Here is a 26,572-nt window from a genome sequence, read left to right on the forward strand (position 1 = left end):
GTTTTCAAGTGATTCGCAATCGGGCAGGAACTGGCAACGAGTTGTTTACTCCCCGACAATCCGTGTATTTTCGGGGTTCGACGCTGGCGCGCGCTCGGTTGAAAGGTTTTTGGCTCGCGCACGGCATGACCCGATATGGACTACGAGGACCAACTCGACCGGGCGATGGAACAGACTCCCGACATCGAGGGCAGCAGCGACCGGTTCGACGTGCCGGAGCCGGAGGTCCGCCAGGAAGGGAACACGACCGTCTACGAGAACTTCCAGGACACGACCAAACGTCTCGGCCGCGAGGACGATCACGTCGTGAAGTTCCTGCAGAACGAACTCGGGACGAGCGGTCACATCGACGAGAGCGGGCGCGCGCGTCTGACCGGGGAGTTCAGGCAGCGCCGCATCCAGGACGCACTCGACGAGTACGTCGACGAGTTCGTCCTCTGTTCGGAGTGTGGGCTGCCCGATACGAAACTCGAACGCGAGCGCGGGGCGCTGGTGCTACGGTGTGAGGCGTGCGGTGCGATCTCCTCGACGAGCGGCTAACTCAGCGTCTTCAGTGTCTCCAGGTCGTGTTCAGTGCGCGTGAACTCCGCGAGCCGCCGGCTCGCGTGACAGTTCGGGCAGTGAAAGGTCCGCTTGTGCGAAGGTAGGTCGTTCGGCGAGGACTCCCACCCTTTCTTGCACTCCGGACAGAGCAACCGGACGTAGGTCTCGGTCATGTGTGGCCTGTTGACAAGCGGCAGGGTGAAAAAGGTTGTCGCTGGCTCGCCTGCCGTGACGGCCCAGGAGCGAGACGGCCGTTCAGGCCGCCGTCAGGTCGTGTTCCGCTTCCAGGAGTTCCTTGTACCGGTTGCGGATGGTGACCTCGGAGATGCTCGCGACCTCGGAGACCTCCGACTGGGTGACCTTCTCGTTGGTGAGCAGCGAGGCCGCGTAGACGGCGGCCGCGGCGAGGCCGACCGGGGACTTGCCCGAGAGCAGGCCCGTCTCGCGGGCGCTGTCGAGCAGTTCGCGGGCGCGGCGCTCGGTCTCGTCCGACAGGTCGAGGTCGGAGGCGAAGCGGGGGACGTAGCTCTCGGGGTCGGCGGGCTGAATTTCGAGGTTCAACTCGCGGACGATGTAGCGGTACGTCCGGGTCATCTCCATCTCGCCGACGCGGGAGACGGTGATCATCTCGTCGATGCTCCGGGGCGTGTTCGCCTGTCGGGCCGCGGCGTACAGCGAGGCCGTCGCGACGCCCTCGATGGAGCGGCCCGGGAGGAGGTCCTCGTCGAGCGCGCGGCGGTAGATGACAGACGCCGTTTCGCGGACGTTCTTCGGGAGGCCGAGCGCGGAGGCCATGCGGTCGATCTCGCCCAGCGCCTGCTTGAGGTTGCGTTCCTTGGAGTCACGGGTGCGGAACCGCTCGTTCCAGGTGCGGAGCCGCTGCATCTTCTGGCGCTGGCTGGAGTTCAGCGACCGCCCGTAGGCGTCCTTGTCCTGCCAGCCGATGTTGGTCGAGAGCCCCTTGTCGTGCATCATGTTGGTGGTCGGGGCACCGACCCGGGACTTCTCGTCGCGTTCGCTGGCGTCGAACGCGCGCCACTCCGGCCCGCGGTCGATCTCGTCTTCTTCGACGACCAGTCCGCAGTCTCCACAGACCGTCTCGCCGTGTTCCGTGTCCGTCACCAGATTCCCGCCACACTCGGGGCAGGTCGTGGTCGATTCCGTCTCGCCCGTCTCCTCTGTGATCTCTTTCTCTGTACGTTCGGTCGATATCGTCCGGGTTGTGGTGTCGCTCATGGGGGTGTATCCTGGGTTGCCGGCGGCGAAAGCCATAAGAAATTACCGGCGACTTCCTAACTGTTAGTAAGTGCGAAAAGCATATAAATGTTTCGCTAATTTGAGGGTCCCCCACGACCACTGTGGGGCACGTTGACGTGGTGCAGTCGGGTGATTTACACCGGCTTACCGTCGCAGTCAGCCACCACCGACGGTTCGTCGGGGCCAGGCCAGCGGGGACGGGCCGGGAGCCCGAGTGCGTTACTGGGTGTCCTGTGCGACGACGAGCTGGAGGGCTTCGTCGGCCGGCTCGTCGTCGGGCGACAGGTACCCGGCGGCGAAGACCGTGTAGCCGGTCCCGCCGTTGAGCGAGAGGTCCTGATCCAGAACGATCTGGCCGTCGTTTTCCTCGTTGGCCGCCCGGACCTGGATCGTGTAGTCGTTGGCTTCGACGGTCGTGGAGCTGGTCTCGCCGTAGGCCACGTCGTCGAAGATGGCGGCCCCGGTCGCGTTCACCGTCACGTCGACCGCGGGCGCGTCAGGCGCGGCGTGGACCAGCCGGACGCGGGACATGTTGCCCCCGGGGCTCTCGCGGTTGTCTTCGAGTACCAGCGGCGAGAATGCCTTCCCGTCCTCGGCCAGTTCGCCGGCCGCCGCGATGGTGTAGTCGGCGGCGGCGAGTTCGAGATCCTGCTCGAAGACGGACGTACTCATGTCGCCCGCGGCGGTTATCTCGACGGTGTGGGTCCCCGGCGAGAGTTCGAGGTAACCGCTCACGTCGGTGAACGCCACGTCTTCGAGGACGGCCGACCCGTCCACGTACACGTCGACGTTGGGCGCGTCCGGCGAGAGATGTGCCACCCGGACGTACGCGTTGCCGTCCATCTCACCGTCCATGTCGCCCTCGGTCATCTCGTCGTCCATCCCCTCGGTCATCTCGCCTTCGGTCATCGCGTCCGTCTCCGTGGGCGTGGCCCCGGAGTCGCCGCCCTGGCTACACCCTGCCAGGCCGACCGCGACTGTTCCACCCAGTGCTGCGAGTACGCGTCGCCGTGTTCTGTCTGCCATCACCAGGGTAGAGCGAGGACACCCAAAAGTGGATTTGCCGGAAATCGACCGCACTCTCACCCAAATTCGTGCAGAAACCGTCGAGAATCGGACGGCGGTGGTCGATACGGACAGTCAGTCGAACGCCGACCAGGTGAGAACGAGCAGGGCACCGAGTTCAAGCACCTGGACGAACATCATCGCGCGGCCGGCGATAGGCGCGGCGCTGTTCAGGAGCGTCGCGACCTGCGGATCGAGGACGTAGTAGTAGAACGCCAGAACGTTCTCCGCGAGCAAGAGGAGGGCGAACAGCGAGAGCGCCAGGGCGTGCTTCGAGCGGAACTGCCGATAGTTCCGGCCCCAGATGCCGAGCAAGGCCACGAGCAGGACCACGTTCACCGCGGTCGCAGCGCCCGCCGCCGTCAACCAGACTCCCATCTGTCCCTCCGTTCGTCGTGTCCGCGAATATAGTCTTTCCCAAATTCGGCCATACTAATCGACCTCCGCGATGATTTCTTCGATGGTGTCCCAGTGGTGTCGTGCCCGGTCGGTCAGGAGATACACTGCACCGTAGTCGTCCCCGCTTTTCTCGACGACGCCGTTGTCGGTCAACACGTCGAGGTGATGGCGAACCGTCTTGTAGTCCAGATCCAGCTCCTCGGCCAACTGATTCGCGTTCCGCGGACGCGCCTCTATCGTCTGGAGGATGCGTGCCCGGTTCGCACCGCCACGCGTCCCAGTCAGCACGTACCACAGGACACCCTCCATTCCCACGGAGAAAGCACCCCCACGCCAGTTAATAATACCGACACGCGTCGGACTCCAGAGAAAGAATCTCGGACCGGGACCTACCGGCCGCGCTTCTTTCGACCGAACCGCTCGGACAGCGGGGCCACGTCCTCGGCCAGCACCACGTCGAACGCCTGGTCGTCGGCGTCCTCGGGCGGTTCCAGCAACCCGACTGCGAAGGCAGTGTAGGTCGCCCCTACGTCCGTGTCCGCCGAGAAGTCGAAGACGCTCTCGTCGCCGCCCGCCGGGAGGATCGACAGGTCGTACTCCAGGGGCGGCAGGTCGAGGTATTCGCTCTGCCCTCGGAATTCGAGGTCCTCCACGAGGTCCAGGTCGCCGAAGAAGGTGTCCTTTACCACGTCTACGGCCGGCGCGTCCGGCGAGAGGTGGACGACCCGGACCCGCGGGAGCGGCGGGAAGTCGTCGTCGTTGTCGTCGACAAGCACCGTCGCCTGGATGTCGGCGAGTCGCCCCGTCGCAGCCACCGTGTAGTCCGTGTCCGCCTCGACGGTCACTTCGGTGTCGATGACCGCGGACCCCGCGCCCGCGCCGGCGGGGGCCACCGCCACGTCGTAACTCCCGGGGTCGAGTTCAAGGTAGTCGCTCACCGTCTTGAACGGAACGTCCTCTAGCACCGGGTTCCCACCGACGAACACGTCGACGGCCGGCGCGTCCGGTGAGGCGTGGATCACGCGCACCTCGGCGGGGTCGTCCTCGTCTTCGTCGTCGCCGAACCGCGCGCTCGCGGTCCCGCTGAGGCCCGCGACTGCCGCCGTTCCTGTTCCCATCCACCGTATCGTCTCGCGTCGAGTCTTTTCCATCTGTATCCCCGGTCGTTGCTCTCGAATGTCGAATAATAATCACTTTCCCGGTTCTCACCCAAATTCCACCCGGTTGGATCGGAAAACTGTCTCGAAAGCGGCGCAGGCGTCGCACGCGACGGGTGCGGTGGGGTGTCAGACCGTGAAAAGGTGCCCCTCGTCGGGTACGTCGAACAGGCCGATGCGCGCGCCGGCGTCGAGCCAGGCGTGGCCGTAGGAGAACGCGGCGAGTGCGTTGACCGGGTCGTCGTCGGCCCGAAAGTGGCGGCCGTCCTCCAGATACGAGCGGGCCATCTCCTCGCACTCGGCGGCGGCGTCGCCCAGCGGCGAGTCCGGGGGGACGGCCACCTCCGCGGCGTCGAGCGCTTCGGCGAGCAGGTCCTCGTAGCGGTCGGTCTTCTCGGCCAGGTCGGCGGGCATGGTGTCGAGTGTGTCCGGCAGATGCCTGAGTGTTGCGCGTCGAAACGGGACCGGTATTTACGGACTACCTCTAGAACCAGTGATACATGGCGGTCGGACGGCGGTGGACCATCGTCACGCTGCTCGCGTTCGTCGTGGTGGCCCAGATAGCCGTCCAGCCGGTCGGTGGCAACTCGCCCTGTGTAGAGACGACCGACGTGTTCGGGTTCACGGGGTCCGAGGCCGGCGGTGAACAGCGGTGGCTCGTCGGCGGTAGGGACGAGTCGCTCGTCGCGTTCGACGACGCGTGGGAGCGAACGAACGAGACTGAATTGAGCGAACTCCTCCCCGGGGAGTGGCGACGGGCCGACGAAATCCGCGCGACTGCCGTCGGAATCGACTGGGGGCCGGGGGGTCGGGCCTGGATCCTGTTCGACGACGGGCACGTCGCGCCGCTGGACCGGAACGCGACGGTCGAGGCGGAGTGGACCGAGACCACTCTCGACCCGACCGAGGACCGTGGAGCGGATATCGAGTACGCACTCGGTCGGTGGTGGGCCGTCTGGGAGAGCGAACTCGTCGCCATCCGAGCCGACAGTGACGCTCCGGGCGGCGCCGACTGGGGTCACGACGATTCGGTGCCCGACACCATCCGGCGCACGACACCGAGGGACCCCACTGGCCTCGCCGGAACGGACGAGACGCTCACGGTGATCGGAGCGAACGGTGACCTCGTGACCTACGACCGTCGCCGGAACGGGACCGTTCGGGTCCGAAACCGGTCGACCGCGGCCGTCGAGGCGACGGTGCTGGATGTCGAACGAGCGAGCGACGGGTCCTGGTGGGTCCTGACCGGCGCTGAACGCGTTGTCGAGTTCACCGACGGCTGGGAGCGGACCGGCGACACCGCGTCCGTCCACCCGGACGAGGACTGCGAGCGCAACGGTCTGTACGGATGGGGGCTCGTCGTCCCCGGCATCCTGTTTCTGGTGGTCGTCGTCGGCGCACCGGTGCTGGCCGTCTGGGCCCTCGTCGAGGTGTATCGCCGGTACGCGACGTGGTGAGTAGTGGACAGCGTAGGCTTAATACGCCGCCCCCGACTAGCCTATCACATGACTGACGAGGCCGTCGAACACCGGAGGCTCATCATCGCTGGCTCGGGGATCGCGGGCCTGAGCGCCGCGATCTACGCCGCTCGCTCGAACAACGATCCGCTCGTCCTGGAGGGCGACGAGCCGGGCGGCCAGCTCACGCTGACGACCGACGTGGCCAACTACCCCGGCTTCCCCGACGGGATCGGCGGGACCGAACTGGTGAACAACATGAAAGAGCAGGCCACGCAGTTCGGGGCCGAAATCGACCACGGAATCGTCGAGTCGGTGGAAACGGACGACCGCCCCTTCCGCGTCGAACTCCGCGACGGGACGGTCTACACCTGCGACGGACTCATCGTCGCCTCGGGTGCGAGCGCCCGCACGCTGGGCATCCCCGGCGAGGACGAACTGATGGGATTCGGCGTCTCGACCTGTGCGACCTGCGACGGCGCGTTCTTCCGCGGCGAGGACATGCTCGTGATCGGCGGCGGCGACGCCGCGATGGAGGAGGCAAACTTCCTCACGAAGTTCGCCGATACGGTCTACATCGCCCACCGCCGCGAACAGTTCCGCGCCGAGGACTACTGGATCGACCGCATCGAGGAGAAAGTCGAGGCCGGCGACGTGAAGATCATGAAAAACACCGAGGCCGTCGAGATCCACGGCTCCGAGGAAGATGGTGTGGACCACGTGGATCTGGTCCGTCACCCCGAGGGCCACCCCACGGACAAACTCGACGACCCCGATACCGAGCAGATGCAACTCGACGTGGGTGCCGTGTTCCTCGCCATCGGCCACACGCCCAACACCGACTACCTCGAAGGCACGGGCGTCGAGATGGACGACGCGGGCTACCTCGAAACGCAGGGCGGCGACGGCGGCGGCCAGACGAAAACTGCCGTCGAAGGCATCTTCGGGGCCGGCGACGTGGTCGACCACCACTACCAGCAGGCGGCGACGGCCGGCGGGATGGGCGTGAAGGCCGCGCTGGACGCCGACGACTACCTCGAAGACGCCGTGACCGCCGAAGCCGCGGAGGGTGAGGAAGTCAGCGCCGAGGCCGACGACTGACGTTCCGCCGCTGATTTCAGGAACCGTGCAGGACGCCGAAGCCGTACCAGGCACCGATACCGACGGCGACGGCGACCGCGATCCGGACGAGGTCGGGGATCGGTCCCAGGTAGAGACCGACCGGCCGGTAGACCCACCCGAACAGCGAGAGTGTGGGGAGCAGGTACATCGAGACCGCGACGCCGAGCCAGATCACGAGTGACTTCCGATCGAGCGACTCACCGCGCCGACGCCGGAGCCAGAGGACCGCCCCTAGCGACAGTGCCAGCGCGACGGCACCGACGAGTTGCGTCGCGACCAGTCCGCCGAGGAATTGCGGCACCGTCACCGAGGCGATGGCGACAGTCCCCATCGCCTCGTCCCACTGTCCCGGCGGCGCGAACGCGAGGAAGAACCGGTCCGCCGGCAAGGTGGGTGGATCGGTCGCGTTCCCAGTGAGCGTGAGCGTCCGGCCGTCGACCGTGCCGTGGTCGCCGACCGCGCTCTCGACATCGTTGACCAGCGTCGTGCCGGGCGGGCCGACGATCCGGAGTCGGTCCACGTCGACGAACCAGCCGGTGTGGGGGCCGTCCGGGCGGAACTCGTCGACGAGGACGACGCCGCCCGGGGCCTGTCTCGCGACCGTCGGCTCCAGAAACTGGAACCTGATCGTGTCGTTCTCGACGCTGACCGACTGGTGCCGGATCTCCTCCGGGACGCTGTCGTCGGTGTGGTCGGCCGCGCCGTCGGCGATGGTCCGGGCGAGCCCCTCGTCGCGCGCGAGGACGGACGGGTCACTGAGGGACTCGTTCGGGCCGGTCGCGTACCTGTCGGGCACTCGGTGCACGAACTGACTGGTGACGGTCCAGGTGGCGCTGCCGTTCCGGTGAACCTGGATGGTCGCGTTGCTGTGCGTCACGTCGAGGGCGATGTCGTGGCGATGGGCGTTCCACTCCAGCCCCTCCTGGCAGGGGGCACAGACCGACTCCGGCGGCGGGGCCGCGGTGGCGGGGACGACCGCCAGGGCGGCGAGCGCGAGGAGGAGGGCCATCGCGCGGGGCGGGCGAACCACTGGTACGGGCGGTGACACGTCGGCGGCGGTGAAGTAGATTTCGGCGCGGCGGTACGGGGTCGGTCTACACCTCGACGTCCGTGTCGCCGTCCCGGGGACTCGCTTCGCCGTCACCTGTCCCCAGCGCGTCCGTAATCTCGACGTAGAGCCAGCCCACGGTGATCGCGAGCGTCAGCACGAGCAGGATGCCGGACCCGATCATAGGTGAGTATTCCGAGCCCGCGGTAAATAGCTCGCTAACAGGGATATTGAGGACTATGGAGGCATCAGAGCCGTCAGTAGGGTTCTCTGGGGTGACCGGCCTGGCCTGCCGAACCCAACAGATGCTTTAGGCCGGTCTGCCAAGGAGGTCCATGGCAGAACAGGACACTGCGACGCTCACCATCCAGACCGAGGACGGAACCAGCGACGAACTCGAAGTCCCGACGGGACTGTTGAACATGCTCCGCGAGGGCGACGAGTCCGACCCCCAGATCGTCGGCGACATCGCCATGATCGGGATGGCCCAGCGCATCCACGGCGCGATCCATCACGCCCAGGGCGACCCCGGCCCGGAAGTCGAGGCCGCAGAAGACGTGACGATGGACCTGTTCGAGGAGCGCTTCGGCCAGACCTTCGCCGACATGACCGGCCACGATCACTGAACGGCGACCAATCGACCCCGCTCTTTGTTCAGGACACGTCCCACTCCAGCAGCGCGCCCGCGTCCAGTCGCTCGACCGACTGGAGGTCCAGTTCGGGAAAGTCCTCGGTGAAGCCGTCGCCGTCGGCCAGCGTCGGGGCGTCCCGGCCGCCGATCACCTTCGGGCCGACGAACACCGAGAGTTCGTCCACCAGACCCTCCTGGAACAGCGAGAAGATGAGTTCGCCGCCGCCCTCGACCATCAGTTGCTCGACGCCCTCGCCCTCCAGTTTGCCCAGCGCGGTCGTGAGGTTCACGCGGTCCTCACCGGTCGCGAGGACGGTCGCGCCAGCCTCCTCCATCTGCTCGACGAAGTCCGTCGGTGCGGCCTGGCTGACGAGCAGGTAGGTGTGGGCCGCTTCGTTCAGCACCGTTGCGTCCGGCGGCGTCCGGACGCGCGAGTCGGCCACGACGCGGGCGGGGTTCTCCGGGTCGCCGCGGTCCCGGCGGGCCTGCTTGCGTTCGTCGCTATCGATGGTCAGCGACGGGTCGTCGGCCAGCACCGTCCCGACGCCGACCATGACGGCGTCGCTGTCGGCCCGCAACTGGTCGACCCGGTCGAAGTCGTCGGGGCCGCTGATCTCGATCTGCGTCCGCTCCCGCGAGGAGAGCTTGCCGTCGGCACTCATCGCCGCATTGACGACCACGCGCATACCTCCCGTTCCGAGGCGGGAGACAACCCTCTTACGGAACAGCAGGGCGTTCGCGAGCGGGCCGCTCCCGCTCAGAACGTCGCGGTCCCCAGTACGTCCAGCAGTTCCGCCTCGCCCCGGTTGGTCGCGTCGTCGAAGGCGGTGACCCGGACGCGAACCTGCGTGTCCTCGGGGACGTGGTCGTCGAGTTCGATTCGTGAGTCACCGATCCTGAGGACGCTGGTCCCGCCGTCGGCGTCGGTGACGTAGGCGACGAGTTCCGCGCCCGGTTCGAAGGTCGGCGTCCGGGACCGGAACCGCCAGCCGGCCAGGAATTTGCCGAGGGAACTCATACGCGACCCACCTCCCCGGCCTCGCGGTCGGAGACGTATTCACGCCCGAAGCCGGTCCAGGCGGCGAACAGGAACATGCCTACCAGGAGCCAGCCGTGGAACACGTAGGGCACGACCGCGACCGGGTTGACCATCATGCTGGGCTCGAACCAGGCGTACTGCTCGGGCAGGCCCTGCATGGCGGCGACGCCGACCAGCACGCCCCCGGCCCACGGGAAGATGTAGCCCAGCGCGGAGGTGTTGGCGTCCAAGATGTTCGCCCGGCGGTAGCCGTTGAGGTTGAACCGGCGGCCGATGGTCGAGATGTACGGCGCGATGGCGATCTCGGCGGCGGTGTTGATCGTGATCATCGCGTTGACCGCGGCGGTCCCCAGCACCATCGTCGTCTCTGCGCGGGTGACCGTCGTGGCGACCTTCGAGAGCAACCACTTCTGGAGGGCGGCGAACCCGCCGCCACGGATCATGATGCGCGCGCCGGCGACGATCAGCAGGGTGAGGACGATCAGCGGGAAGAAGCCGGCGGCCCCGCTGTAGAGGCTACCGGCGACGCCCGGCGACGCACCCGGCCCCGCGATCTCGACGATGGGGAGCCAGGAGACCGCCTCGGCCACGCCCGAGCGAGCGGGTGCGCGGAACAGGAGCATGTCCGCTGGAGCGGCCAGGTCGAACAGGAGGTTGAACGCGACGGCGACGATCAGCCCCCACGATATCGCTTCGACGATGTGGCGGCCCCGGACCGCGGTGGCGATCACGACGCCCATCGAGACGAGGTGGAGGAGGCCGGCGGGGTTGGCGCTCTCGACGAAGATCTCGCGGGCCTGTCCGGCCACTTCGATGCCGGGCATCAGGTTGCCGGCGACGACGTAGGCGACGAACGCGATCATCGCCGGGACGATAGCGTACTTGAACCGGGAGGCGACGACGCCGCCGATGTCGGCGTCCTGCGTGACGGCGCTGACGATGGTGGTGTCGCTGACCGGCGCGAGATTGTCGCCGAACACCGCGCCCGAGAGGATCGCGCCGAACACGAGGACGGGGTTCGCGCCGAGCAGGACCCCCGCGGGGAAAAAGAGGGTCGTGAAGGCGACGGCGGTGCCGTAGCCGGTCCCGATGCCGGTCGCCAGCAAGGCGGCGAGGATGAAGGTCGCGGCGGGGAACAGGGCGGCCCCCACGTCGAGCGCGGTGGCGGCCCACACGAGCCCGTCGACGAAGCCGCCGGCCTGCAGAGTCGAGGCGAACATGCCCGCCCACAGCCACGCGACGATGGCCGTCGCGGCGACGCGCTGTGTCATCCCCTCGAAGATGGTGTTGGCGTAGCCCTTCCAGTCACCGCGGACGAACAGCATGCCCACGATGAGCGAGAGGAGCATCCCGATCACGAGTCCGGTCGTGTCGGAGATCCCGAACAGGCCGCTCTGGACGATTGCCCACACGATGAACAGGCCGATGGGGAGGGCACTGATACCTTTCCCGCCGTAGAACTCGATGGCGGGTTCGTCCTGCTGGGCCAGCTCCGCCAGCTCGGCTTCGAACGGTTCCTCACCGGTGTCGCCGTCGTCGTCGCTCCGTGCCATCGGGGGTCGTTCTCGGACCACCGATACAAGCTTGGCGGTCGGTCCGACCCTGGAACGGTGGGTCGACGCCAGCACGCGCCCGGGCACGCCACGATTTTTATCCCACCCTCCCGAACGGGCGGGCATGGAGTTAGACGACCATGCCGAGGACCTCGCCTCCGACCTCGGCGTCGACAAAGAGGAGGTCAAATCCGACCTTGAGAACCTGGTGAGCTACAGCGTGCCCGTCGACGAGGCCAAACAGAGCCTCCGCCGGAAGTACGGCGACGGCTCCACGGGCTCGACCGGCGCACCCAGCGCCGTCGACGTGGCCGACGTGTCACCCGAGGACTCGAACGTCACGGTGACGGCCCGCGTCCTCACCGTGGGGAAACGGCCAATCCACTACCGCGGCGAGGACCACGTCATCTTCGAGGGCGAACTCGCCGACGAGACGGGGAAGATCTCCTACACCGCGTGGGAGGACTTCGGCCTCGAAGCCGGCGAAGTCGTCGAGATGGGCAACGCCGGCGTCCGCGAGTGGGAGGGTAACCCCGAACTGAACCTCGGCGAGAGTACGACCCTCTCCCGGGTCGACGAGGATCTCGACGTGGCCTACCCCGTCGGCGGCGACGCCGACCTCGCCGACCTCTCGCCCGGCGACCGCGGCGTCAACGTCGAAGTGCAGGTCGTCGAGTGCGAGCGCAAGACCATCGACGGCCGCGACGGCGAGACCGAGATCCTCAGCGGGACGCTCGCCGACGAGAGCGCCCGCCTCCCCTTCACCGACTGGGAACCCCGACCGGAACTCGAAGCGGGGGCTTCACTCCGCCTCGAAAACGTCTACGTTCGCGAGTTCCGCGGCGTCCCCTCGGTGAACCTCTCGGAGTTCTCGACGGCCGCGCCGATGGACGGCGGCGTCGACGCCCGGGACGACCCCGAACGCCTGCCGATCCGCGAGGCCGTCGAGCGGGGTGGGGCCTACGACGTGGAACTCGTCGGCAACGTCATCTCGATCCGCGACGGGTCGGGGCTCATCGAACGCTGTCCCGACTGCGGGCGCGTCATCCAGAAGGGCCAGTGCCGGAGCCACGGCGCGGTCGAGGGCGAGGACGACCTGCGGACGAAGGCCATCCTCGACGACGGGACCGGGACCGTGACCGTCGTGCTGGACGACGAACTCACCGCCCAGGTCTACGGCGGCGGGCTGGACGACGCGAAAGAACACGCCCGCGACGCGATGGACCAGTCGGTGGTCGCCGAGACAATCGCCGAGCGCGTCGTCGGCCACGAGTACGCCGTGCGTGGCTCGCTGTCGGTCGACGAGTACGGCGCGAACCTCGACGCGACCGCGTTCGCACAGAGCGCCGACGATCCCGCCGAGCGTGCGCGCGACCTGCTCGCGGAGGTGGACGGATGAGCGAATCGGAGGACCAGGGCGGTGCGGGCCGCCGCGAGGTCGCCTACCGCATCTTCGCCGCCGAGTACGACGACGCCGACTTCTCGTACTCCGAGAGCGACGAGGAGCGCGCCCCGAACTACGTCGTCACGCCCAGCGGCGCGCGCGTCAACAGACTGTTCGTCGTCGGCGTCCTCACCGAGGTCGAGCAGGTCAACGAAGACGTACTGCGCGCCCGTATCGTCGACCCGACGGGCGCGTTCGTGGCCTACGCCGGGCAGTACCAGCCCGACGAGATGGCCTTCCTCGACCGTGCGGAGCCACCGACGTTCGTCGCGCTCACCGGGAAGGCCCGGACCTTCCAGCCCGACGACTCCGACACGGTGTACACCTCGGTCAGGCCCGAGAGCATCAACGAGGTCGACGCCGAGACGCGGGACCGCTGGACCGTCGCGACGGCCGAGCGGACGCTGGACCGAATCGCCACGATGGCGGGCGCACTCTCCCGCGAGGAACGCGGCGACGCCCTCAGTGACGCCCTGATCGAAAGCGGCGTCGACGAGGGGCTGGCCGCTGGCACCGCGCTCGCGCTGGAACACTACGGGACGACGCCGACGTACCTCGACGCCCTCCGGGAGACCGCGCTGGACGCCGCCCGCGTGGTCTCCGGTGATGTCGACGAGGTGGACCGTCTGGTGACCGACCCCGGCGATCAGGGCAGCGTCACGGTCGCCGACCTCGACGGCCTGGAGATCGCGGCCGGCACGACCGCCGACCCGACCGAGACGGCAGAACCGGAGGCGGAGACGGCGACCGCGACGGCCGATTCTGGTGGGGCCGCGTCGACGACCGACGATGCCGAACCGTCGACTGCTGAGTCCGGGACCGTCGACACAGAGACTGCGGCGGCCGACGAGCCCGAACCGGAGCCCGTCACCGGCGACGCCGGTACCGAGACGGCCGGCGTGGAGACCGACGAGGAACCGGCCGAACCGGTCGAGACGACCGACGAGCCGGCCACGGACTCCGTCGACTCCGAACCCGTATCGACCGAATCCGCCGAGCCGGCCGACGACGACATCGGCGACTTCGAGCCGACCGGCGGTGTCGGAGACGCCGACGACGGCGATGCCGAGGACGACGTGGGTGACTTCGACCCCGGGGAGTTCGAACTCGACGACGAGGAACGCGAGGAGATCGAGGAGGAGTACGGCACCGACTTCTCGACGGGAACCGAAGTGAGCGAGCCGGGCGAAGCCGACATCGAGACGCCGGACCCGGACCCGGCCGAGGCGGAACCGGCCGAGCCCGAGGCAGAACCGGCGGAAGCGGCCGGCGGGACGGCGACCGCGACCGAGGACAGCGCAGCCGAGGCGACCGAGGAGTCCGCCGCCGCGACCGAGACCGACACGGAGTCCGCCGATACCGTCGATGCGGACGAGACGAGCGAAGCCGACGAAACGGACGCGGAGACCGCCGCCGAACCCGCCGAGGACGTGGACCTCGAAGACGCCGTGATGGACGCGATGAACGACCTCGACGACGGCGACGGGGCCGACCGCGAGACCCTGATCGAGCAGGTCGCCGACCGCACGGGGGCCGACCCCGACGAGGTCGAGGACGCCGTGCAGGACGCGCTGATGGACGGGCGCTGTTACGAGCCCGACGAGGCGACGCTGAAACCCATCTGATGGCGGTCGAACCGGTGCCCGGCGAGCCCGCCGCCGTCGCCGATCTCCCCGACGGGCAGGCGCTGGTGATCGCCGACTACCACGCCGGCCTCGAAGTGGGCCTGCGCTACGACGGGGTGGAACTCCGGAGCCGCGCCGACGACCGCCGCGAGACCGTCCGCGACCTGCTCGGCCGGACCGACGCCGACCGGCTGGTCGTCCTCGGTGACTTCGGCCACGCCATCGGCGACCCCGGCGGCGAGGAGCGCGAGGAGATCGAGACCCTGCTGGACGCGCTCTCGGTTCCCGTCACGGTGGTCAAGGGCAACCACGACGGCGACCTCGGGGGCCTGCTGGACGACCGCGACGGCGTCGACCTCACGCCGGGCCACGGCGTCCGGCTGGGCGACGTGGGGTTCGTCCACGGGCACACCTGGCCGTCGCCGGACGTGCTGGCCGCGGACGTGGTCTGCATGGGCCACGAACACCCGATGGTCCGACTGGAGGACGAGGTCGGCGGCGCACGGGCCGAGCGTGCCTGGTTGCGCGGCTCGCTCGACCCGGAACCGTTCGCGGACTTTCACGACGCCGACCTCGCCATCGACGGCGAACTCGTCGTGTTCCCGTCGGTCAACGACCTGACGGGCGGCACCTGGATCAACGTCGCCGGGCAGGACTTTCTCGCACCGTTCCTGCCGGCGGGACTCGCGGACGGCCAGGCGTACCTGCTGGACGGGACGCGGCTGGGTGCGTACCGTCGGGTCTGAGGGGTCCACGCCGGCGCAGGTGAACGAAAGCGGTGTGCTTAATCGGTTGAAACCGCTAGCGCGGTCGATGGCAGAATCGGGGTCGGCGGCGGCCTTCGCCGAACTCGGGTCGGCGGTCCGCGCGGCACTCTCCGAACGGGGCTTTGCGACACCGACGGAGCCACAGCGCCGCGCGATCCCGCCGCTCGTCGCGGGCGACCACGGCCTCATCGTCGCGCCGACGGGGACCGGCAAGACCGAGACCGCGATGCTTCCCGTTTTCGATGCCCTCGAAGGCACGGAACGGTTCGGTATCGGCGCGCTGTACGTCACGCCGTTGCGGGCGCTGAACCGCGACATGCGCGACCGGCTGGAGTGGTGGGGCGAGACCCTCGACCTCGACGTGGACGTGCGCCACGGGGACACGACGGACTACCAGCGACAGAAGCAGGCCGAGAACCCGCCGGACGTGCTGGTGACGACGCCGGAGACGCTGCAGGCGATGCTCACCGGCGAGAAGTTGCGGATCGCACTGGAGGACGTGGACCACGTCGTCGTCGACGAGGTGCACGAACTCGCGGCCTCGAAACGCGGCGCGCAGTTGACGCTCGGACTGGAGCGGTTGCGGGAGGTCTCGGGACCGTTCCAGCGGATCGGGCTGTCCGCGACCGTCGGTGACCCCGGCGAGGTCGGGAAGTTCCTCACGGGCGACCGGGGCTGTACGGTCGTCGAGGTCGAGGTGGGGAGTGAACTCGATATCGCGGTGCGGGAACCGCGAGTGACCGACCAAGACGAGCGACTGGCCAGCGAGTTGATGACCGACGTGGACGTGGCGAGTCACGTCCGGGCCATCGACGAGATCGTGGAGTCCCACGAGTCGACGCTCGTGTTCGTCAACACCCGCCAGACCGCCGAGGCGCTCGGCTCGCGGTTCAAGGAGCTAGGGACGGACATCGAGGTTCACCACGGGTCGCTCTCGAAGGAGGCGCGGATCGAGGTCGAAGACCGGTTCAAGGCCGGCGAGCTGTCGGGTCTGCTCTGTACTTCCTCGATGGAACTGGGGATCGACGTGGGGAGCATCGACCACGTCGTCCAGTACCAGAGCCCGCGGCAGGTCTCGCGGCTCCTCCAGCGCGTGGGGCGGGCGGGCCACAGCCGCGACGAGGTCTCCTCGGGGACGGTGATCACGACCAGACCGGACGACACCTTCGAGGCGCTGGCCATCGCCCGGCAGGCACAGGACGGGGACGTGGAACCAGCGAACATCCACCACGGCAGTCTCGATACCGTCGCCAACCAGATCGCCGGTCTCGTCATGGACTTCGGCGAGATCTCGGCGATGGAAGCCTTCGAGATCGTCACCCAGGCGTATCCGTTCCGGGACCTCGATGCGGAGCAGTTCAAGTCGGTCGTCCGCGAACTGGCCGAGAACCGCGTGGTCTGGCTCGAAGAGGGCGAGGACCGCATCGAGAAGCGCCGCGGGACCTGGCAGTACTTCTACCACAACCTCTCGATGATCCCCGACGAGGCGACCTTCGAGGTCAAAGACATGGCCAGCGGCAACCAGGTCGGGACCCTCGACGAGCGGTTCGTGGTCAACTTCGCCCAGCCCGGCGAGATCTTCATCCAGCGCGGCGAGATGTGGCGCATCACCGAGGTCGACGAGGACGAGGAGGAAGTCCTCGTCACGCCCGTCGAGGACCCGGCCGGCGAGGTCCCGTCCTGGATCGGCCAGGAGATTCCCGTCCCCTACGAGGTCGCCCAGGAGGTCGGCGAGGTTCGCGAGGTCGGCGGGAGCCAACTCGACGGCGCGGTCGGGACCGACGCGGTGGCCCGCGATCTCACGCGCCGGTATCCGGCGGACGAGTACACCATCGGGGAAGCGCTCGACCAGCTGGCTCGCCACGACGCGCCCGTTCCCTCGGGCGACCGCATCCTCGTCGAGTCTCACGGGCGCGAGGTCGTCCTGAACGCCCACTTCGGGCACACGATCAACGAGACGCTCGGGCGCGTCCTCTCGGCCCTGCTGGGCCAGCGCACCGGCTCGTCGGTCGGCATGGAGATCGACCCGTATCGGATCGAACTCGAAGTCCCCGGCGGGATCACCGTCAACGACGTGCTGGCGACGCTCCGGGAGACCGACCCCGAACACGTCGCCGGCATCGTCGAACTCTCGCTGAAGAACGCCGACGCGCTGAAGTTCAAACTCGCACAGGTCGCCGCGAAGTTCGGCGCGCTCAAGAGCTACCAGCGCGGGTCCAGCGGCGGGTTCGGGAAGCGCCGTCTGCTGGAGGCCCTGGAGGACACGCCGATCTACGACGAGGCCCTGCGGGAGTTGCTCCACGAGGAACTGGCCGTCGAGGGGGCCAGCGACGTGCTGGCGGCGATCCAGGCCGGGGAGATCGAGATCGCGACCGTCGCCGAGCGCACGCCGGTCGGCCTGGGCGGGCGCTCGTCGGGCCAGGAGTTGCTCGCGCCGGAGAACGCCGACGCCAGCGTCATTCAGACCGTGCGCGAGCGCATCCAGAACGACCGCGTCCTCCTCTTTTGCCTGCACTGCCAGGACTGGGAGACCAAGCGGCAGGTCTCCCGGGTGTCCGACCAGCCGAAGTGTCCACAGTGTGGCTCGACCCGCATCGCCGCGCTGAACCCCTGGGCCGACGAGGTGGTGTCGGCGGTCAAACAGTCCGAGAAAGACGACGAGGAGGAGAAACGGACCCAGCGGGCGTACAAGGCGGCGAATCTCGTCCAGAGTCACGGGAAGCAGGCGGTGATCGCGCTGGCGGCCCGCGGCGTCGGGCCGCACAACGCCGCCCGGATCATCAGCAAACTGCGGGAGGACGAACAGGAGTTCTACCGGGACATTTTGGCCCAGGAACGGCAGTACGCGCGCACCCAGTCGTTCTGGGATTGATTTTTCGGGCTGGCACCCGACACTCCGCACATGGACTTCGAGGTCGTGCAGGGAGACATCGCGGCACAGGAGGCAGACGCCCTCGTCAACGCGGCGAACACGGGCCTGCGGATGGGATCGGGCGTCGCGGGCGCGCTCCGCCGGGCCGCCGGCGACGCGTTGAACGACGAGGCCGTCTCGAAGGGGCCGGTCGATCTCGGTGGGGTGGCGACGACCGACGCCTACGACCTGGACGCCGAGTACGTGATCCACGCCGCGGCGATGCCGGCCGGCGGGCAGGCCACCGCGGAATCAATCCGGGCCGCCACCCGGAACACGCTCGAAGAGGCCGACCTGCTGGACTGCGAGACGCTGGTGATCCCGGCGCTGGGGACCGGCGTCGCCGGGTTCTCGCTCCGACAGGGTGCCGAGATCATCTGTGAGGAGATCGCAGCGTTCGCGCCGTCGAGTCTGCGCGACGTGCGCGTCATCGCGTACAGCGAGGAGGACTACGAGACGATCCAGTCGGTCGCCGAGTCGGTGCGGTGACGGTGCCGGTCGTCGATCACTCGCCAATAAGGTCTTGACGGTGCCGCCGATACGAGGTGGTATGGACAGACGGAGGGCACTCGCCACCGTCGGGAGCGCACTCTCGCTCCCGCTCGCGGGGTGTGTCGTCGGTGGCGAACCGGTCGTGGGGACGACGGCACTTTCCGGGCCGAGACGGACCAGCGAGGGCGCGGAGACACACCTGAAGTTCGACCGTGGCGGCGAGCCGGTCGCGACGATGAGCTTCCTGGGGCGTGGGTTCGACCGCGAGGACGGGCAGGGACGGTTTCGGCTGTCGGTCTCGCACGACGGCGATCTGCGGGCCGAACGGCTCCGGTATCGGCTCCGTGCGCCGGCGGGTGATCTGGAGACGGCCGTCGACCTCTACCTGCAGCGCCCGTCGGGGGACCCGTGGCCGCCGATCACGTTCCGGCGGGACGACGGCCCATCGCGGACGCTCGTCTCGGTCGACGACCTGGGCCGACAGGGGATCGGGACGGTCACGCTCGACTTCCTGGCCGACACCGCCGCGGAGGTCGAGGGATTCGACCTCGCCGTGGACGCCCTGGCCACGTTCTCCGGGTTCGGCGTGGGGCAGTTCAGCGCGACCGGGGCCTTCGAACACCGGTTCGAGCAAAACGCCTGAGTGGTCGGCGACCCCACTTCTGACGATGGACGTTCCGGACGACCCGCCCGTCGAGTGCCCCGTCTGTGAGACGGCCTACGACTCGGTGTCGGTCCACGAGGAGGGCGTGATGGTCAACCTGCTCGACAACGACCGGTACCGCCGGGTCTGCTTCGAGCCGACGACTCGGGGCGGCCGCTCGGTGATGCGATTCTACCACCACACGCACGAACAGACCGACGCCGACGGAGAGCGGACCGACGGCTCGCAGGCGGACGCGACGGCCGACTCAGAGCCCGGCGGCTGACCGGATAGCCGCCGCCACCGCGCGCGGCCGTTCCTCCTCGACGAAGTGGCCCACGTCGTCGAAGGCGGTGACGTTGCCCGCCAGTTGCGGGAGTGCCTCCTGCCAGCGGCCCAGCACGGAGGGTTTCCCGCAGGGGTCCCAGCGGCCGACGACCGCCCGGACGCCGATCTCCCGCCCGCGTGGCCCCCAGGTCTTGCCGAGCGAGCGCCGGATGCGCTCGTAGAAGGGGGCGGTATCCCGCTGGCCCAGTTCGGGCTCCTCGTAGACGTTCCCGTGGCCCCAGTAGGGCGTCTGCCGCACGAGTCGCTTGGAACTGCGGACGTTCACCGGGTCGCGGAACTGCTGTCGGAAGACGCGGTGTGCGTCGGGGTCTCGCGCGGGCGAGAGGCCGAGTCGCCGGGCCGCGGCGTAGCGCGCCCACTCGGCGTAGAGCCGGGCCGGATGCGTCGGCGACGCGTGAAAGAGGACGTACGCCGCCAGATCGCCCCAGAGCGCGTCGGGGATCACGTCCGGCGTCCGCGCCCAGGGCAGCCAGCGTGCGGGGTAGTTCGTGTACGTCGGTTCGTCGGCCGGCATCGGGAGCACGGTGCTGTTGCAGATCACGAGATTCGAGACCAGATCCGGGTACTGGAGGAACGCGCCGACGCCGATGGGGCCGCCCCAGTCGTGGATCACGAGCGTCACGTCTTCGAGGTCGAGCGCCGGCACGAGACTGGCGAGGTTCTCGGCGTGGTCCATACAGACCAGCTCGTAGTCGGCGGTGTCCGAGAGGCCGAAGCCCACGTGATCCATCGCCACGACTCGCACCGTCTCGTCCGTCTCGTTCAGCAGATTCGTGATCACGTGCCGGTAGGTGTAGCTACACTCGGGATTCCCGTGGACGAAGACGACGGTGTGGTCCGGGTCGGCGTCGGCGCTCCGGCCCGGTTCGATGCGCCCGTCGCCGTGGACGCTGTCCCGGACGAACAGCCGCTTGCCCGTGTCCCGACCCTCGGGAAGCTCGAACCACGAGCCACAGTCGGTGGGGTAGTAGTCGGCCGGCACGTCCGCGACCGGCGTATCCCCGGGCTGATCGTACCAGACCGACATCACTCGTGGCCCGACACCGGCACCGGTTCGTAGGGTTCCTCCAGCCACTCGACGTCGCTCTCGGCGAGGTCGATGTCGAGCGCCTCGACGGCCTGTTCGAGGTGTTCGATACTCGTCGTGCCGATGATCGGCGCGTCCACCACGTCCTTGGAAAGCACCCAGGCCAGCGAAATCTGGGCCATCGTGGCGTCGTACTCGTCGGCCAGTTCCTGCACCCGGCGGTTGATCTCCGGGCCACCCCCCTCCATGTAGGGGTGTTCGTACAGGTACTCCTCGCTCTCCCCGCGGGCCGTGGCGTCCACGTCCTCGTGGGGTCGCGTGAGGTAGCCCCGCGCCATCGGACTCCACGGGATGACGCCGATGTCCTCTTTCTCGCAGTAGGGGAGCATCTCCCGTTCTTCCTCCCGGTAGACGAGGTTGTAGTGGTTCTGCATCGTGGCGAACCGGTCCAGGCCCAGCCGGTCGCTCGTGTGCAGAGCGTCGGCGAACTGGTGGACCCACATCGAACTCCCGCCGACGTAGCGGGTCTTCCCGCGCCGCACGGCGTCGTCGAGCGCGCGCAGCGTCTCCTCGATGGGCGTGTCGTAGTCCCAGCGGTGGATCTGGTAGAGGTCCACCGTGTCCATGCCCAACCGGTCGAGGCTCGCGTCCAGTTCCTGCTCGACGGTCTTCCGGGAGAGCCCGCCCGAGTTGGGGTCGTCCTCGTCCATCTGGAAGAAAACCTTCGTGGCGACCACGTTCTCCTCGCGGCGGCCCTCCAGCGCGTCGCCGAGGACGCGCTCGGACTCGCCCGTCGAGTACATGTTGGCCGTGTCGAAGAAGTTGATCCCGAGGTCGATGGCGCGGTCGATAATCTCGTGAGCCTCGTCGTCTTCCAGCACCCACTCACGCCAGTCCGGATCGCCGAAACTCATACAGCCCAGACAGAGCCGGCTGACCTCCATCCCCGTCGATCCGAGGGTCGTGTACTCCATGGCGGGCGGTCGGGTGGTGGCGTCAAAAAGGGTCGGGCTCCCCCCTGGAAGAAGAGCATCAGTTTCGCGATCCCGACACGTACCTCGCTCCCGTGGCGACGTTCTGCTCGGTTATCGACTGATCCACAGCTCCTGTGGAGAGACGGTGACGCGAGTGTGTGGACGCTTCCTCCGGGTCGAAGGGACGATCCGGCACCCGCTTTTTATATTCTCCGCCCGTCTAGAAAGGGACAATGAGGACCGTCGAGTCAGCTTCCGTCGATACGTCTCTGGATCTCGATACGCTCCGGGCGGTTCTCCGAGCGCATCCGGTCAAGCTGGCAATTCTCTTCGGCTCACACGCCACTGGCACGGCACACGAAGCGAGTGATATCGATATCGCGGTTGAATTCAGCGATCAGCGGCCAGCAGACCCGAACTACAACGACACGTTCTTCGGGTTGAGCGCCGACCTCAGCGAGACGCTGGAGACCGATGCCGTCGATCTCGTCGACGTACGGACGGTGTCTCCGGACCTGGCGACGGCGATCTTCGAGAACGGCGTCCTACTCGTCGGTGAGCACGAGCACGCTGTCGAACTTCGTCGGCAGGTCACGCAGTCCGAATCGGATGCGCGATCCCCCCGTGAACGACTGGACGCGGCAGTAGCTCGAATCGACGACCATCTCGATACGGACGACACGGAGGTGTCTGCTACTGGGGGATCCGCGGAGGAGCGATGACCGAGAACGGGTTGCCAGCAGACCGTCTCAGCAGGATTCTGACTGCCGTCGAGACCATAGAGGCGAGTCTCGGTGTCCTCGCTCGCAAACAGCGCCTCTCCCGCAGCGAGTACGAGAACGACTCGGATACCCAGGACATCGTCGAACGTCGGTTCGTCAAAATGACCGAAGCGGCCATCGATATCGCCGAGGAACTCGTGAAACACGAGCGCGAACAGCCGCCGAGGAGTAATCCCGAGTCCATGCGGATGCTCGGTGAACTGGACGTGCTCTCGGCGTCACTGGCCGAAGAGATGGCACAGGGTGCACGGTTCCGAAACGTGCTGGCTCACACGTACGGGAACATCATCGATCACGATGTCGTCTACAACGCACTCCAGGATCTGGAGCGATATCGGGACTTCGTGAAGGCTGTTCGGGTCTACCTGGATTCGATCGGTGCGCTCGACGACTGAGAAATCAGAGCAGTCTCCGACACGACCTGCCTCTGATTCGTTTTGCCTGTCTCAGAGGCTGATATCGAGTTCCGATGCTTCACAGACTCTCCACGTCCAGCCCGCGCGTGTACCGCCGCGCCAGTCCGTACAGCCCAACGGCCACCGCGACGTACACTACGACCAGCACGTAGGTCGTCGTCGTCGCGCTGTCGACGGCCAGTTTCGCCACCGTCGTCGCGGGATGTTCGGGCAGGAACACTGCCGACGCGAACAGGCCGAGGACGCCGATGGAGTAGAGCAACTGTGCCGAGCGGCGTTCGCCCATCACCAGCCCCAGGGTCACGCCGACCACGACCACGATGCTGGCCATCGCGCCGACGGTGACGAGCAAGAGCGGGACGTTCGAGACGTTGATCCCGTTGAAGGATAGCAGGACGATCCACAGGAGCGCCTGCACGGGCGCGAGCGCGGCCATGGCTGCGGCCTTGCCGTCCACGATGTCCACGAGATCGACGGGGGCGACCCGGAGCAGGTCGAGCGTGCCGCGCTCGATCTCCTCGGTGATCGCGTCGACGGCGACGGAGCCGCTGATGAAGGGGGGCAGGAACAACAGGAGGGGCAGGAGGATGGTGTAGGTGAACCCGAAGTAGGGGCTGGCCGACACCTCCGCGGGCAGGGACACGGGTGGGTCGTTCAGGAACGCCGAGCGAACGTCGCGTTGCTGGCGCTCGAAGGTCTGGAGGACTTCCCGCAACTGCACGACGATCAGCGTCGTCCTGATGCTGCCCTCCGGCGCGGTGGCCTGGACGGAGATGCGGCTATCCGGCTGTCTGGTCGCGATCATCACCGCGTCGACTGCGCCGTTCTGGAACCCCTGGAACGCGGTGGCGTTGCTCCGGTACACCACCGCGTCCGCGCCCTCGGTCTCCTCGATGGCACGCAGGAGACTCTCGTTCGCCTCGCCGGTGATACCGATGTCGACCTCGCCGGAGGCGGTGGCCCCGGGGTCGTACAGCGAGGTCAGGCCGACGACCAGGAACGACGAGAACGCCGCCACGAACAGCTGGATGAGCAGGGCGAGGACGATGGTCTTCTCGCGGGACAGCGACGCCAGGTCACGTCGCGCGATGGCGACGCGGGGATCAGACGAGTCCACTGATCATCACCACCGTGTAGTTGTAGGCGAAGTGAATGGCCATGGCGACCACGAGCGCCACGGCGTAGGCCCGCTTGTTCCGGCTCGCGCCGACCGCCGAGATGGCGGCGGTGACGACGTGCAAGAGCAGCGGGGCGAGTAGCAATCCGACAAGTACGGGTGCCGACGGAACGCCAGTCCCCGTCGCGAGCGCGGCCTGGCCCTCGACCACCGACGTGGGGAGCCCGACGAGCTGGGCCAGTAGCGTGAGCTTCTCGCCGACGAAAAAGCCCAGTCCCGAGAACGCGCCGACGACGAGCGCGGGGACGAGGCCGGCCTCGAACCGGTCGTGGGCGTAGCCGGCGTACACGTGCAGGGATTTGGCGAGTTCCTCGACCACGACGACCACCACGAGTATCGTCGGGATCGACAGCGCGTTCGGGATGGCGAACAGCGTCGCCACACCCACGAGTTCCGTGACGAACACGAACGGCAGGAGGATCGCGGTGACCGCGGCGACCGACCACTTGCCGTGGACCCGGGCCGCGAGCGCGTCCAGCGCCTTCAGCGGGATCGACCGCTGGGTGAACATGTCCTCCTCGCGGTAGATGCCCGCGCCGAGGCCGAACAGGACGCCCGCAGTGAGCAGAGGCGGCACGAGCGAGAACGCGAACTCACCGATGCCGATCGCCTGGCCCTGCAGGTTGCGGACGACGATGGTCAGCGGCGAGATGAGCGCGACCGCGCCCACGTCGGTGAAGATCGCCGGCACGAACGCGTAGGTCGTCAGCGACACCGTCACCGTCACCGTCACGAACGTCAACTCCTTGAACGAGCGGGCGAACATCGCGCCGAGGAAGGTCGCCGCCAGGAACAGCAGGGCGATCGGGACGACGGCCAGCACCGAGATGGCGACCGACACGGGGGCGACCGCCGGGAACTCGAGTGCGGCGGCGATCACCGCGGCGATACCGACGGCCGCAGTCAGGTACGGCAGCGTCTTCCCGCCGATGATGTCGAACCGGGAGACGGGCGCGACCAGCAGGAGTTCCCCGCGCCGGTTCAGCCGTTCCGAGAGCATCGTACTCCCGTAGGCCTGGATGATGAAGTTCAGCGGGAGGACGAAGAGGAAGGCCAGCACGAGCGACTGGAAGGGGAACGGTGGCGAGATGTCCGCCGGGGTTCCGGAGGTGTTCCCGCCGGCGAGTTGGCCCGCGATCCCGCCGACGCCGCCGGCGCCACCGGCCACGTCGTCGATGTTCTCCCCGCCGCCGCTGGCCGTCCCGTCGCTCCCGTTGCCGTCGGCAGTCCCCGTGTTCCCACCGCCGTCCGCACCGCCACCGTCGCCGTCACCGTCGCCGCCGGTGCCGTCACTCCCGCCATCGTCGTCGGCCGTCGACTCCGGTCCGCCGCTGGTGGAGATGACCTCCCTGACCTGTGTGCGCTCGGCGTAGCCCAGCGAGACGACGACCGGGAAGGCGGCGGACTGGTTGCTCTCCTGGCGCATCTGTCGGTTGTTGTACGCCCTGACCGAGGCGCGCAACTCCGTCTGTGCCGCCGCGGCTTTCGGCGTGGGCGCGGCGTCGATATCCTGGCCGTCGATCCGGAGTTCGATCTCCTCGCCGAGGTCGGCCTGCTGGTTCCGGACGGCGAAGGTCGGGTCCTGGCTGACGACCGGATAGTACTGACTGTCGTTCGTGATGCCGACGCGGTAGATGCCGCTGTCGACGGCGACGCCGGAGGTCGCCGCGTAGGGGGCCGCGATTCCCACGGTCAACAGCGCCAGCGCGCCGACGACGACCGTCCGGCGGTCGACGCCGCCCGCGTTCTTGGTCACTTCCCAGCGGGCGATCCGCAGGAGTTTCCGCAGGTTCACGCCTTGGCCCCCGACTCGGCCAGATCGAGGAACACTTCTTCGAGGCTGGACTCCTCCGTTCGGATGTCGACCACCGAGCCGTCGGCGGCCTGGGCGTCGGTGCGAATCCGCTCGACGCCGTCCATGGACTCGACGACGCTCCGGTAGCGCCCGTTCTCCTGCACACTGCCGGGCACTTCGACGGTGGTGAAGACGTGATACTCCGTCTCGCCGTGTTCGGCCCGCAGGTCTTCGAGGGCACCCTGGGCGACGACACGGCCCTCGTTCATGATGGCGATGCGGTCACAGATGCTCTCGACGTGATAGAGGTTGTGGGCGCTGAAGACGATGGTCTTGCCCTGTTCGGCCAGGTCGCTCGTGAAGTCGATGACGTAGTTGGTCGTCAGCGGGTCCAGGCCGCTGGCGGGTTCGTCGTAGACCAGCACGTCGGGGTCGTTGATGAGCGAGCGCGCGATGGCGACCTTCCGTTTCATCCCCTTGGACATGTCGCCCAGCTGGCGCTCGCGGTGTTCGAGGTCCAGTTCGTCGAGCGTGTCGTGGATGCGCCGGTCGGCGACGCCGTCGGCCACGTCGTAGAGGTCGGCGAAAAAGTGCAGGTACGACAGGGGCGTCATCTCCTCGTACAGCGGCGATTCCTCGGGGAGAAAGCCCAGCTTTCGGCGCATCTCGGTGGTCCCGGCGTCGTGGCCGGCGACCGACACGTCGCCCGCGGTCGGTTCGAGGAGGCCGGCCAGCATCTTCAGCGTCGTCGTCTTGCCGGCACCGTTCGGGCCGATGATCCCGAACACTTCGCCCGTGTCCACGGAGAACGTGCTGCCATCGACGGCGGTGAACCCGCCGTACTCCTTGCGCAGGTCCCGGACCTCGATCATTCTGCTGTCGCTAAGTACACCGACACCG

30 protein-coding genes are annotated in these 26,572 nt (G+C 67.9%); 13 read left to right on the top strand and 17 right to left on the bottom strand.

Annotated features, from left to right (window positions below; genetic code table 11):
- Positions 1-135: 135 nt before the first annotated feature.
- Positions 136-540 carry a translation initiation factor IF-2 subunit beta gene (locus tag ACOZ4N_RS03615; RefSeq protein WP_424018575.1) on the top strand — a complete coding sequence of 135 codons (405 nt, stop codon included), beginning with the start codon at positions 136-138 and terminating at the stop codon, positions 538-540.
- On the opposite strand, the gene ACOZ4N_RS03620 is transcribed toward ACOZ4N_RS03615, so the two are convergent.
- From ACOZ4N_RS03620 to ACOZ4N_RS03650, 7 genes are all read right to left on the bottom strand, one after another.
- Complete coding sequence (locus ACOZ4N_RS03620) at positions 537-716, bottom strand: hypothetical protein (RefSeq protein ID WP_092693039.1); 180 nt, start codon at positions 714-716, stop codon at positions 537-539. The two genes, ACOZ4N_RS03615 and ACOZ4N_RS03620, sit on opposite strands and share 4 nt — an antisense overlap.
- 82 nt (positions 717-798) lie before the next feature.
- A complete protein-coding gene (locus tag ACOZ4N_RS03625; RefSeq protein WP_424018576.1) occupies positions 799-1,779 on the bottom strand; it encodes a transcription initiation factor IIB in 981 nt (326 codons plus the stop codon).
- 240 nt (positions 1,780-2,019) lie between these two features.
- The gene (locus ACOZ4N_RS03630) at positions 2,020-2,826 is read right to left on the bottom strand and encodes a DUF4397 domain-containing protein (RefSeq protein WP_424018577.1); all 807 of its coding nucleotides are present in this window, start codon (positions 2,824-2,826) and stop codon (positions 2,020-2,022) included.
- 114 nt (positions 2,827-2,940) lie between these two features.
- Entirely contained in the window at positions 2,941-3,243 is a 303-nt protein-coding gene (locus ACOZ4N_RS03635; RefSeq protein ID WP_424018578.1) for a hypothetical protein, read from the bottom strand.
- A gap of 54 nt (positions 3,244-3,297) precedes the next feature.
- Complete coding sequence (locus tag ACOZ4N_RS03640) at positions 3,298-3,573, bottom strand: ArsR/SmtB family transcription factor (protein ID WP_424018579.1); 276 nt, start codon at positions 3,571-3,573, stop codon at positions 3,298-3,300.
- Between the two features lie 80 nt (positions 3,574-3,653).
- Entirely contained in the window at positions 3,654-4,382 is a 729-nt protein-coding gene (locus tag ACOZ4N_RS03645; protein ID WP_424018580.1) for a DUF4397 domain-containing protein, read from the bottom strand.
- A gap of 168 nt (positions 4,383-4,550) precedes the next feature.
- Entirely contained in the window at positions 4,551-4,835 is a 285-nt protein-coding gene (locus ACOZ4N_RS03650; protein WP_424018581.1) for a DUF357 domain-containing protein, read from the bottom strand.
- Between the two features lie 86 nt (positions 4,836-4,921).
- Between ACOZ4N_RS03650 and ACOZ4N_RS03655 the strand changes: the two genes are divergently transcribed.
- Both ACOZ4N_RS03655 and ACOZ4N_RS03660 read left to right on the top strand, forming a co-directional pair.
- Positions 4,922-5,878, top strand: a complete 957-nt coding sequence (locus ACOZ4N_RS03655; RefSeq protein WP_424018582.1) for a hypothetical protein — start codon at positions 4,922-4,924, stop codon at positions 5,876-5,878.
- A gap of 48 nt (positions 5,879-5,926) precedes the next feature.
- Entirely contained in the window at positions 5,927-6,979 is a 1,053-nt protein-coding gene (locus tag ACOZ4N_RS03660; RefSeq protein WP_424018583.1) for an NAD(P)/FAD-dependent oxidoreductase, read from the top strand.
- A gap of 16 nt (positions 6,980-6,995) precedes the next feature.
- Here ACOZ4N_RS03660 and ACOZ4N_RS03665 read toward each other — a convergent pair whose 3' ends face one another.
- Together ACOZ4N_RS03665 and ACOZ4N_RS03670 are read right to left on the bottom strand one after the other, a co-directional pair.
- Positions 6,996-8,009 carry a hypothetical protein gene (locus ACOZ4N_RS03665; protein ID WP_424018584.1) on the bottom strand — a complete coding sequence of 338 codons (1,014 nt, stop codon included), beginning with the start codon at positions 8,007-8,009 and terminating at the stop codon, positions 6,996-6,998.
- Positions 8,010-8,094: 85 nt separating this feature from the next.
- Positions 8,095-8,232 (bottom strand): hypothetical protein, encoded by a 138-nt coding sequence (locus ACOZ4N_RS03670; RefSeq protein WP_424018585.1) that lies wholly within the window; start codon positions 8,230-8,232, stop codon positions 8,095-8,097.
- A gap of 151 nt (positions 8,233-8,383) precedes the next feature.
- Between ACOZ4N_RS03670 and ACOZ4N_RS03675 the strand changes: the two genes are divergently transcribed.
- Complete coding sequence (locus ACOZ4N_RS03675) at positions 8,384-8,674, top strand: DUF7545 family protein (RefSeq protein WP_424018586.1); 291 nt, start codon at positions 8,384-8,386, stop codon at positions 8,672-8,674.
- A gap of 28 nt (positions 8,675-8,702) precedes the next feature.
- On the opposite strand, the gene ACOZ4N_RS03680 is transcribed toward ACOZ4N_RS03675, so the two are convergent.
- The 3 genes from ACOZ4N_RS03680 to ACOZ4N_RS03690 all read right to left on the bottom strand — a co-directional run bounded on the left by ACOZ4N_RS03680 (position 8,703) and on the right by ACOZ4N_RS03690 (position 11,271).
- Entirely contained in the window at positions 8,703-9,365 is a 663-nt protein-coding gene (locus ACOZ4N_RS03680; protein WP_424018587.1) for a 2,5-diamino-6-(ribosylamino)-4(3H)-pyrimidinone 5'-phosphate reductase, read from the bottom strand.
- Between the two features lie 71 nt (positions 9,366-9,436).
- A complete protein-coding gene (locus ACOZ4N_RS03685; RefSeq protein ID WP_424018588.1) occupies positions 9,437-9,697 on the bottom strand; it encodes a DUF7513 family protein in 261 nt (86 codons plus the stop codon).
- Positions 9,694-11,271, bottom strand: coding sequence for a Na+/H+ antiporter NhaC family protein (locus ACOZ4N_RS03690; RefSeq protein ID WP_424018589.1), 1,578 nt, complete (start codon positions 11,269-11,271; stop codon positions 9,694-9,696). Before ACOZ4N_RS03690 ends, ACOZ4N_RS03685 begins: the two co-directional genes overlap by 4 nt.
- Positions 11,272-11,395: 124 nt before the next feature.
- On the opposite strand from ACOZ4N_RS03690, the gene ACOZ4N_RS03695 reads away from it, so the two are divergent.
- The 7 genes from ACOZ4N_RS03695 (at position 11,396) to ACOZ4N_RS03725 (ending at position 19,439) form a co-directional block, all read left to right on the top strand.
- Entirely contained in the window at positions 11,396-12,670 is a 1,275-nt protein-coding gene (locus ACOZ4N_RS03695; protein WP_424018590.1) for a Single-stranded DNA binding protein, read from the top strand.
- Positions 12,667-14,340, top strand: coding sequence for a hypothetical protein (locus ACOZ4N_RS03700; protein WP_424018591.1), 1,674 nt, complete (start codon positions 12,667-12,669; stop codon positions 14,338-14,340). The genes ACOZ4N_RS03695 and ACOZ4N_RS03700 overlap by 4 nt, the downstream gene beginning before the upstream one ends.
- Positions 14,340-15,086, top strand: coding sequence for a metallophosphoesterase (locus tag ACOZ4N_RS03705; RefSeq protein WP_424018592.1), 747 nt, complete (start codon positions 14,340-14,342; stop codon positions 15,084-15,086). The genes ACOZ4N_RS03700 and ACOZ4N_RS03705 overlap by 1 nt, the downstream gene beginning before the upstream one ends.
- 67 nt (positions 15,087-15,153) lie before the next feature.
- The gene (locus ACOZ4N_RS03710; RefSeq protein ID WP_424018593.1) at positions 15,154-17,979 is read left to right on the top strand and encodes a DEAD/DEAH box helicase; all 2,826 of its coding nucleotides are present in this window, start codon (positions 15,154-15,156) and stop codon (positions 17,977-17,979) included.
- 30 nt (positions 17,980-18,009) lie between these two features.
- Positions 18,010-18,507 carry a macro domain-containing protein gene (locus tag ACOZ4N_RS03715; RefSeq protein ID WP_424018594.1) on the top strand — a complete coding sequence of 166 codons (498 nt, stop codon included), beginning with the start codon at positions 18,010-18,012 and terminating at the stop codon, positions 18,505-18,507.
- A 61-nt stretch (positions 18,508-18,568) separates the two neighbouring features.
- On the top strand, positions 18,569-19,153 hold the full coding sequence (locus tag ACOZ4N_RS03720; RefSeq protein WP_424018595.1) for a hypothetical protein: 585 nt from the start codon (positions 18,569-18,571) through the stop codon (positions 19,151-19,153).
- 25 nt (positions 19,154-19,178) lie between these two features.
- Positions 19,179-19,439 (top strand): hypothetical protein, encoded by a 261-nt coding sequence (locus ACOZ4N_RS03725; RefSeq protein ID WP_424018596.1) that lies wholly within the window; start codon positions 19,179-19,181, stop codon positions 19,437-19,439.
- Here ACOZ4N_RS03725 and ACOZ4N_RS03730 read toward each other — a convergent pair.
- The gene (locus ACOZ4N_RS03730) at positions 19,422-20,528 is read right to left on the bottom strand and encodes an alpha/beta fold hydrolase (RefSeq protein ID WP_424018597.1); all 1,107 of its coding nucleotides are present in this window, start codon (positions 20,526-20,528) and stop codon (positions 19,422-19,424) included. The two genes, ACOZ4N_RS03725 and ACOZ4N_RS03730, sit on opposite strands and share 18 nt — an antisense overlap.
- The gene (locus ACOZ4N_RS03735) at positions 20,528-21,502 is read right to left on the bottom strand and encodes an aldo/keto reductase (protein WP_424018598.1); all 975 of its coding nucleotides are present in this window, start codon (positions 21,500-21,502) and stop codon (positions 20,528-20,530) included. Before ACOZ4N_RS03735 ends, ACOZ4N_RS03730 begins: the two co-directional genes overlap by 1 nt.
- Positions 21,503-21,735: 233 nt before the next feature.
- Here ACOZ4N_RS03735 and mntA point away from each other — a divergent pair, with 233 nt between their 5' ends.
- Positions 21,736-22,224 carry a type VII toxin-antitoxin system MntA family adenylyltransferase antitoxin gene (gene mntA / locus ACOZ4N_RS03740; protein WP_424018599.1) on the top strand — a complete coding sequence of 163 codons (489 nt, stop codon included), beginning with the start codon at positions 21,736-21,738 and terminating at the stop codon, positions 22,222-22,224.
- Entirely contained in the window at positions 22,221-22,679 is a 459-nt protein-coding gene (hepT, locus tag ACOZ4N_RS03745; RefSeq protein ID WP_424018600.1) for a type VII toxin-antitoxin system HepT family RNase toxin, read from the top strand. Before mntA ends, hepT begins: the two co-directional genes overlap by 4 nt.
- Positions 22,680-22,758: 79 nt before the next feature.
- Here the strand turns inward: hepT and ACOZ4N_RS03750 are convergent, their stop codons facing one another.
- The 3 genes from ACOZ4N_RS03750 to ACOZ4N_RS03760 are packed head-to-tail and all read right to left on the bottom strand — an operon-like array spanning position 22,759 to position 26,544.
- The gene (locus ACOZ4N_RS03750; protein WP_424018601.1) at positions 22,759-23,817 is read right to left on the bottom strand and encodes an ABC transporter permease; all 1,059 of its coding nucleotides are present in this window, start codon (positions 23,815-23,817) and stop codon (positions 22,759-22,761) included.
- The gene (locus ACOZ4N_RS03755) at positions 23,804-25,672 is read right to left on the bottom strand and encodes a PrsW family intramembrane metalloprotease (protein ID WP_424018602.1); all 1,869 of its coding nucleotides are present in this window, start codon (positions 25,670-25,672) and stop codon (positions 23,804-23,806) included. Before ACOZ4N_RS03755 ends, ACOZ4N_RS03750 begins: the two co-directional genes overlap by 14 nt.
- Positions 25,669-26,544 carry an ABC transporter ATP-binding protein gene (locus ACOZ4N_RS03760; RefSeq protein WP_424018603.1) on the bottom strand — a complete coding sequence of 292 codons (876 nt, stop codon included), beginning with the start codon at positions 26,542-26,544 and terminating at the stop codon, positions 25,669-25,671. The genes ACOZ4N_RS03755 and ACOZ4N_RS03760 overlap by 4 nt, the downstream gene beginning before the upstream one ends.
- Positions 26,545-26,572: the final 28 nt, after the last annotated feature.

This window comes from Halorientalis pallida, assembly GCF_049605515.1.
Lineage (GTDB): Archaea > Halobacteriota > Halobacteria > Halobacteriales > Haloarculaceae > Halorientalis > Halorientalis pallida_A.

Bases quoted from the DNA above. Each gene is read 5' to 3' on its own strand.
- ACOZ4N_RS03645 (WP_424018580.1), bottom strand. From the start codon at position 4,382: ATGGGAACAGGAACGGCGGCAGTCGCGGGCCTCAGCGGGACCGCGAGC.
- ACOZ4N_RS03700 (WP_424018591.1), top strand. From the start codon at position 12,667: ATGAGCGAATCGGAGGACCAGGGCGGTGCGGGCCGCCGCGAGGTCGCC.
- ACOZ4N_RS03685 (WP_424018588.1), bottom strand. From the start codon at position 9,697: ATGAGTTCCCTCGGCAAATTCCTGGCCGGCTGGCGGTTCCGGTCCCGG.
- ACOZ4N_RS03725 (WP_424018596.1), top strand. From the start codon at position 19,179: ATGGACGTTCCGGACGACCCGCCCGTCGAGTGCCCCGTCTGTGAGACG.
- ACOZ4N_RS03635 (WP_424018578.1), bottom strand. From the start codon at position 3,243: ATGGGAGTCTGGTTGACGGCGGCGGGCGCTGCGACCGCGGTGAACGTG.
- ACOZ4N_RS03650 (WP_424018581.1), bottom strand. From the start codon at position 4,835: ATGCCCGCCGACCTGGCCGAGAAGACCGACCGCTACGAGGACCTGCTC.
- ACOZ4N_RS03670 (WP_424018585.1), bottom strand. From the start codon at position 8,232: ATGATCGGGTCCGGCATCCTGCTCGTGCTGACGCTCGCGATCACCGTG.
- ACOZ4N_RS03705 (WP_424018592.1), top strand. From the start codon at position 14,340: ATGGCGGTCGAACCGGTGCCCGGCGAGCCCGCCGCCGTCGCCGATCTC.
- ACOZ4N_RS03615 (WP_424018575.1), top strand. From the start codon at position 136: ATGGACTACGAGGACCAACTCGACCGGGCGATGGAACAGACTCCCGAC.
- ACOZ4N_RS03640 (WP_424018579.1), bottom strand. From the start codon at position 3,573: ATGGAGGGTGTCCTGTGGTACGTGCTGACTGGGACGCGTGGCGGTGCG.
- ACOZ4N_RS03660 (WP_424018583.1), top strand. From the start codon at position 5,927: ATGACTGACGAGGCCGTCGAACACCGGAGGCTCATCATCGCTGGCTCG.
- ACOZ4N_RS03630 (WP_424018577.1), bottom strand. From the start codon at position 2,826: ATGGCAGACAGAACACGGCGACGCGTACTCGCAGCACTGGGTGGAACA.
- ACOZ4N_RS03715 (WP_424018594.1), top strand. From the start codon at position 18,010: ATGGACTTCGAGGTCGTGCAGGGAGACATCGCGGCACAGGAGGCAGAC.
- ACOZ4N_RS03730 (WP_424018597.1), bottom strand. From the start codon at position 20,528: ATGTCGGTCTGGTACGATCAGCCCGGGGATACGCCGGTCGCGGACGTG.
- ACOZ4N_RS03695 (WP_424018590.1), top strand. From the start codon at position 11,396: ATGGAGTTAGACGACCATGCCGAGGACCTCGCCTCCGACCTCGGCGTC.
- ACOZ4N_RS03680 (WP_424018587.1), bottom strand. From the start codon at position 9,365: ATGCGCGTGGTCGTCAATGCGGCGATGAGTGCCGACGGCAAGCTCTCC.
- ACOZ4N_RS03735 (WP_424018598.1), bottom strand. From the start codon at position 21,502: ATGGAGTACACGACCCTCGGATCGACGGGGATGGAGGTCAGCCGGCTC.
- ACOZ4N_RS03675 (WP_424018586.1), top strand. From the start codon at position 8,384: ATGGCAGAACAGGACACTGCGACGCTCACCATCCAGACCGAGGACGGA.
- ACOZ4N_RS03720 (WP_424018595.1), top strand. From the start codon at position 18,569: ATGGACAGACGGAGGGCACTCGCCACCGTCGGGAGCGCACTCTCGCTC.
- hepT (WP_424018600.1), top strand. From the start codon at position 22,221: ATGACCGAGAACGGGTTGCCAGCAGACCGTCTCAGCAGGATTCTGACT.
- ACOZ4N_RS03710 (WP_424018593.1), top strand. From the start codon at position 15,154: ATGGCAGAATCGGGGTCGGCGGCGGCCTTCGCCGAACTCGGGTCGGCG.
- ACOZ4N_RS03620 (WP_092693039.1), bottom strand. From the start codon at position 716: ATGACCGAGACCTACGTCCGGTTGCTCTGTCCGGAGTGCAAGAAAGGG.
- ACOZ4N_RS03760 (WP_424018603.1), bottom strand. From the start codon at position 26,544: ATGATCGAGGTCCGGGACCTGCGCAAGGAGTACGGCGGGTTCACCGCC.
- ACOZ4N_RS03690 (WP_424018589.1), bottom strand. From the start codon at position 11,271: ATGGCACGGAGCGACGACGACGGCGACACCGGTGAGGAACCGTTCGAA.
- ACOZ4N_RS03665 (WP_424018584.1), bottom strand. From the start codon at position 8,009: ATGGCCCTCCTCCTCGCGCTCGCCGCCCTGGCGGTCGTCCCCGCCACC.
- ACOZ4N_RS03655 (WP_424018582.1), top strand. From the start codon at position 4,922: ATGGCGGTCGGACGGCGGTGGACCATCGTCACGCTGCTCGCGTTCGTC.
- mntA (WP_424018599.1), top strand. From the start codon at position 21,736: ATGAGGACCGTCGAGTCAGCTTCCGTCGATACGTCTCTGGATCTCGAT.
- ACOZ4N_RS03625 (WP_424018576.1), bottom strand. From the start codon at position 1,779: ATGAGCGACACCACAACCCGGACGATATCGACCGAACGTACAGAGAAA.